The sequence below is a fragment of the Gammaproteobacteria bacterium genome, from assembly GCA_003696665.1.
Taxonomy (GTDB): domain Bacteria; phylum Pseudomonadota; class Gammaproteobacteria; order Enterobacterales.
This window is the reverse complement of record RFGJ01000033.1, coordinates 1-5,658: the sequence shown is the minus strand read 5'-3', so window position 1 is coordinate 5,658 and position 5,658 is coordinate 1. Positions and strand designations below refer to the sequence as shown.

Here is a 5,658-nt window from a genome sequence, read left to right as displayed (position 1 = left end):
GCCAGTCAGTGACGGCAAACGTCCCTTGCACACGTGTACATCAGTCAAACCAAGAAATGCGTCGATGTTCACAACAGGATGCCTTCTAAAATTTTTTGATACAGCGATTTCAGCGTGTGTATGTCGTTAATGCGTGTGTGCTCATTGGCTTGATGAATACTGCCGGCGCATAGACCAAGCTCGATCACTTCTGCACCGGTTTGGGCAAAAAACCGTCCATCAGAGGTTCCGCCGCCGGTCGACAATAGTGGTGCCCGGCCCAAATGTTGCGTAATGGCTTGCTGAACGACTTCGAGCAATCGTCCATTTTCCGTCAGGAAAGGTTCGCCATTGATTTTCCACTGGATGTCGAAATCAACACCACAGGTGCGCAGTATGGCTTCGACTTTGTCAATGAGTGTTTGGCTGGTATAGGTATTAGCAAAGCGAAAATTAAACTGGGCATGACAACTACCAGGAATGACGTTTTCTGCCGTGCCGGCAGACAATCCAACCACCTGAAAGCTGGTGGGTGGAAAAAAAGCGTTGCCCGAGTCCCAATGTTCGTCCAGCAGTCGCTTCAAAACACCTACGGCTTTGTGGACAGCATTGTCTGCCAGTTGTGGGTAGGCAGCATGTCCTTGTGTGCCAAATACGGTCAAGTGGCCAGTGAGTGAGCCGCGGCGCCCGTTACGGATGCGATCACCCACAATGCTTTCACTGCTTGGCTCGCCGACCAGCACATAGTCGAATGTTTGTCCGCGTGCGCGCAAGCTATCCAGCACGCGAACAGTCCCATTGACAAAAGGACCTTCCTCGTCACTGGTGATTAACCAAGCGAAGGTGTGTCGAGGCTCGGGATGCGTTGTCAGAAAATCATGGGCAGCGCACAACATCGCCGCCAGCGCCCCTTTCATGTCCGCAACGCCGCGGCCGTAGAGAACGTCATCTCGAATTGTGGGTGTGAAGGGTGGGGTTTGCCAGTCACTTTCTGGTCCGGGCGGCACGACGTCTGTATGCCCGGCAAAGACAAAGACCTTGCCATCGACATCCGTGCCGGGACGGACAGCCCAGAAGTTCGTCACATCTTCAAACGGTAACCACTCAATTTGAAAGCCCAGTGCTTCGAGCTGTTCGGCCAAAAGCGCCTGACAGCCCGCATCGTCAGGCGTGATCGACTTTCGTTCGACGAGCTTTTGTGTCCAATAGAGTGGATCTGGAAACATGCTATGACTCCAGCAATTTTGGCTGCGTATCGCCAATCACGATAATGCCATTAATATCCCATAACGGTCGCTTGAAAACCGTAGGGTGTGCTTGAATCGCAGCGATATCTCCGTTGAGGATGCGCTCGCGCATCTCCGGAGTCAATTGTCGCCATGTCGTCGAGCGGCGGTTGATCAGTTGCGTGACGTCGTGTTGTTTGAGCCATGCTTCGATCCACTCGGCTTGAGGTGGTATGGTCTTAAAATCAATGAATTCGTATGCGTGCCCGCGCGCCTCCAGCCAGCGTCGGGCGGCGCGAATCTTGTCACAATTGGCAATGCCATAGAGTTTAATCATTGGTTGGTGGCCTCTCTTAACAAGGCGTTGATGCCAACTTTTTGACGTGTTTGCGCATCAACGCGCTTGACAATGATGGCTGCATAGAGGGAATAGCGACCGTCCTCGGAGGGCAAACTGCCCGGTACGACGACGGCACCGGCGGGCACACGGCCGTAGATGATCTCACCGGTAATGCGATCGTAGATTCGAGTGCTTTGGCCGATGTAGACCCCCATAGAAATGACTGCGCCCCGTTCAACAATCACCCCTTCAACAATTTCTGAACGTGCGCCAATGAAACAATCATCTTCAATAATCGTTGGGTTGGCCTGCAATGGCTCCAAAACCCCCCCGATGCCAGCCCCACCAGAAATATGTACATTGCGACCAATTTGGGCGCAAGAGCCGACGGTCGCCCATGTGTCGATCATGGTGCCGCTGTCGACATAAGCACCAATGTTGACATAGGAGGGCATCAGCACCACGTTCGGGGCAATGTAGGCGCCGTGGCGCACCACTGCCGGCGGCACAATACGTACACCACTTTGTGCCGTTTCAGTGGCGTTTTCAGGGCGGTACTTCAATGGCACTTTGTCATAAAACGCCATGTCGCCAGCCTGCATGTGTCGATTTTCATGGATTCGGAAACTCAGCAGCACAGCCTTCTTAATCCACTCATTGACCTGCCACTGACCGCTTGCTATTGGTTCGGCGACGCGAATCTCGCCTCGGTCGAGTTGTTTGAGCACATGAGCAACTGCGTGACGCAGTGCTTCTGGCGCGTTGTTGGGAGAGACTTCTTGCCGTTTCTCAAACCATTCCTCGATCGTTGTGCGAAGCGCATTCATTGACCAATCCTCTTATCTAGAACTTCTTTTAATGAATCAACAATTTTTTTCCGTATCTCTGGCTGATCGATCCGGCTATTGTCGCTGTGACTGACCAAAAACAAATCTTCGGCTCGTTCGCCAAAAGTCGCAATTCGAGCGCCATGAATCCGGACGCCGAGGTCGCTCATGGTGCGCGCCACGTCTGCCAGCAACCCGGGACGGTCTAGCGCAGCCACTTCAAGTTCGTCCCATCGAGTATTGCCATCCATGAAACGCACTCTGGTTGGAAAAGCAAAAAACTTAAGCTTTGACGGCATCATCCATTGCTTGTAGTGAATGTCGTCGGCGTTGGTCAGCATATGGCGTAGCCGATGCGCAATGAGCTGCAGCCGTCGGCTGCTTTCGATAGGGCGTCCATTGAGTTCCAAGACGGTGAACGTATCCAAGGCATTGCCTGTTGTTGTCGTATGGATGGTGGCACTGACAATGCTCAACTGTTCTTCAAACAGGGTTTGGGCAAGATCGGCAAAAAGGCCTTTGCGATCGGCGCAGTAAACGAGGATTTCGCTGGCACCGTCGCTCGGATGGCGGCGAATACGAACCAATGGCTCAGACTGGCCGGCGAGGGCATCAAAATGCCAAGCCACTTGATCGGCCGAATATTTCTGCACATAACCTTGCCCCATTTGCGCTAGCCAGTCGTTCAGCGCGGCGAGTGAACCACCGCGCACCTCGACCAGTCGTCGAACTTCATTGATGGTGGCCTGCTCAAAATCAGCACGAGAATGAAGACGGGTTTCGGGGCGGTCCAGCCAGTCAACTGTTCTCTGAAACAATTCTTTGAGCAATGCATCCTTCCAGCTGTTCCAAAGACTCGGGTTGGTTGCGCGTATGTCCGCCACAGTCAACACATAGAGCAACTCAAGGCGGTGTCGACGTTGAACTTGGGCGGCAAATTGTGCGATGACTTCCGGGTCAGTGACGTCCTTGCGTTGTGCAGTGGATGACATGAGCAGGTGATGCCGGACAAGCCAGCCCACCAGATCAGCATCTTCGTTTGGCAGTCCATGGGCAATGCAAAATTCGCGTGCTTCAATCGCACCGATCTTGGCATGGTCACCCCCACGCCCTTTGCCAATATCGTGAAAAAGGCCTGCAAGATACAAAATCTCGGGGCGCCTGAGGTTTTGCATGATTTGGCTCGCCAATGGGAATTCATTGTTGTAACGAGGGTCGGCGAAACGAGCCAAGTTTTTGAGCAAAAACAGAGTGTGTTCATCCACGGTGTAGATGTGAAAAAGATCAAACTGCATTTGCCCGGTCACGTCGGCGAATAACGGCAAGTAGCGTTTGAGAAGGCCGTAGCGCTTCATATAGAAAAATGCTCGGCCGACACCGTGATGACTGCTGATGATCGAAAGAAAGAGCTCTTTGTTGTCCGGATTTTGTCGAAAGTGCTCATCGATTTTCGGCAAGGCCATACGTAAGCCCCGTAACGTCTTGGCGTCCACGTGCCGTAGGCTAGTATCATTGGCCATGTGCGAGAAAAGCTTGAGCATCAAGCTAGGGTTTGCGGAAAATTGGCTGACGTCACGGATGGCGATGGTGCTACCCCTGCGCACAAAATCTGCGTCGATCTCTTCTTCGGGTTCCGCCTGACCATGTCCGAGAATTGCCTCGGCGAAAAGCTGCAGCAGCATATCGTTCAGCTCGCGAATGCGTAATACCGTGCGATAGTATCGTTTCATAAATTGTTCGATATGCGCTGTTGGGGCGTTATCTTGCGGCGTAAAACCAAGGCACTCGGCTACTTTTGGTTGCAGATCGAACAAAAGGCGCTCTTCTCGCCGCCCGGCGACCAAATGCAATGCAAAACGAACACGCCAGAGAAAATAAAGGCAACTTTTTAGGGATTTCAGTTCGTCAGGCGTTAAAAAATTAAGGGCAACCAGAGAATCTAGGTTGTCAACGCGAAAATGGCGTTTGAGTACCCAGCCGATAACGTGAAGATCACGCAATCCACCTGGTGATTGTTTGATATTCGGTTCAAGTGCATTAGAACTGTCGGCAAACTTTTTGTGGCGTTGTTTTTGTTCTTCAATCTTCGCCTGAAAAAAAGTTTCTCCCGGCCAGATGCGATCAGGGCCAACACGATGGCGCATTTCGTCGAAATGGAGCGGCGATCCAGCCACCAGTCGCGATTCCATGAGGTTTGTGGCGACAGTGATATCCTCTGCCGCAAGCTGCTCGCACTCATCTAATGTTCGGACGCTGTGACTGATTTCCAGTCCGGCATCCCAAAGGCTGGTAATCAGTGACGAGATAAGTTCGCTCGTTTGCTCATCGGCGCTATCCACCAGAATTAAAAGGTCAATGTCCGAATAAGGGTGCAGCTCGCCACGTCCGTAACCGCCGACGGCGATGAGTGACCAATGTGGTTTGTGCGGCGCAATCTCCAGTGTCCAGAGATGGTACAACAGCTGATCGACCAAGCGGGCACGTGCAGCGACCAGTCGTTCGATCGGAACCCCATCACGAAAGGCCCGCTCAATGCGCTCACGCCCAACTTGCAGGTAATTTTTTAACGTCCGGCTCGAATGTCCCGCTTGACTGAGCTGCGGCAGATCAGCAAATGACAAGCGCCAATTGGCGCCGGCTGGGCGCGTCAAAAATGTTCCTCCTTGCGTTTGGTGAGCACCTCTACACCATCATCTAACACAGCGAGCGTATGCTCCCATTGGGCGCTAAGACTTCTATCTCGTGTAACCACCGTCCAGCCATCTTTGAGCAGTTTGACATGCCGTCGGCCCGCATTCACCATGGGCTCAATGGTCAGACACATGCCTGCTTCCAATGCGACGCCGGTGCCCGGCTTTCCGTAATGCAGTACTTGAGGATCTTCGTGAAATTCACGGCCAATGCCGTGTCCACAGTATTCGTGCACCACAGAGAAGTTGTGTTTGTTCGCATAAGTTTCAATGGCATGCCCAATATCGCCTAAATGAACACCAGGTTTGACCATATCGATAGCCAGATAAAGACATTCTTGTGTGACCCGAACCAGACGCTCGGCCAATACTTTGGGCTTTCCGACAAAAAACATTTTGCTTGTGTCGCCATGATAGCCGTCCTTGATCACGGTCACGTCAATGTTGATGATGTCGCCATCCTTGAGCTTTTTGGGCCCAGGAATGCCATGGCACACAACATGATTCACGCTGGTGCAGATCGATTTCGGGAATCCATGGTAATTCAGCGGGGCTGGAATGGCCTTTTGCACATTGACAATATAGTCGTGGCAGAT

5 protein-coding genes are annotated in these 5,658 nt (G+C 52.4%); all 5 read right to left on the bottom strand.

The features are described 5' to 3' along the window. Positions 1–68: 68 nt before the first annotated feature. Complete coding sequence (locus D6694_00800; protein RMH48188.1) at positions 69–1,205, bottom strand: succinyl-diaminopimelate desuccinylase; 1,137 nt, start codon at positions 1,203–1,205, stop codon at positions 69–71. A gap of 1 nt (position 1,206) precedes the next feature. Further along, positions 1,207–1,542, bottom strand: a complete 336-nt coding sequence (locus tag D6694_00795; GenBank protein RMH48187.1) for an arsenate reductase — start codon at positions 1,540–1,542, stop codon at positions 1,207–1,209. Then, a complete protein-coding gene (gene dapD, locus D6694_00790; protein RMH48186.1) occupies positions 1,539–2,372 on the bottom strand; it encodes a 2,3,4,5-tetrahydropyridine-2,6-dicarboxylate N-succinyltransferase in 834 nt (277 codons plus the stop codon). The genes D6694_00795 and dapD overlap by 4 nt, the downstream gene beginning before the upstream one ends. Further along, the gene (gene glnD, locus D6694_00785; protein ID RMH48185.1) at positions 2,369–5,023 is read right to left on the bottom strand and encodes a [protein-PII] uridylyltransferase; all 2,655 of its coding nucleotides are present in this window, start codon (positions 5,021–5,023) and stop codon (positions 2,369–2,371) included. Before glnD ends, dapD begins: the two co-directional genes overlap by 4 nt. Beyond that, a partial coding sequence (map, locus tag D6694_00780; GenBank protein ID RMH48184.1) for a type I methionyl aminopeptidase occupies positions 5,020–5,658 on the bottom strand: 639 nt, incomplete at its 5' end. The genes glnD and map, both read right to left, overlap by 4 nt.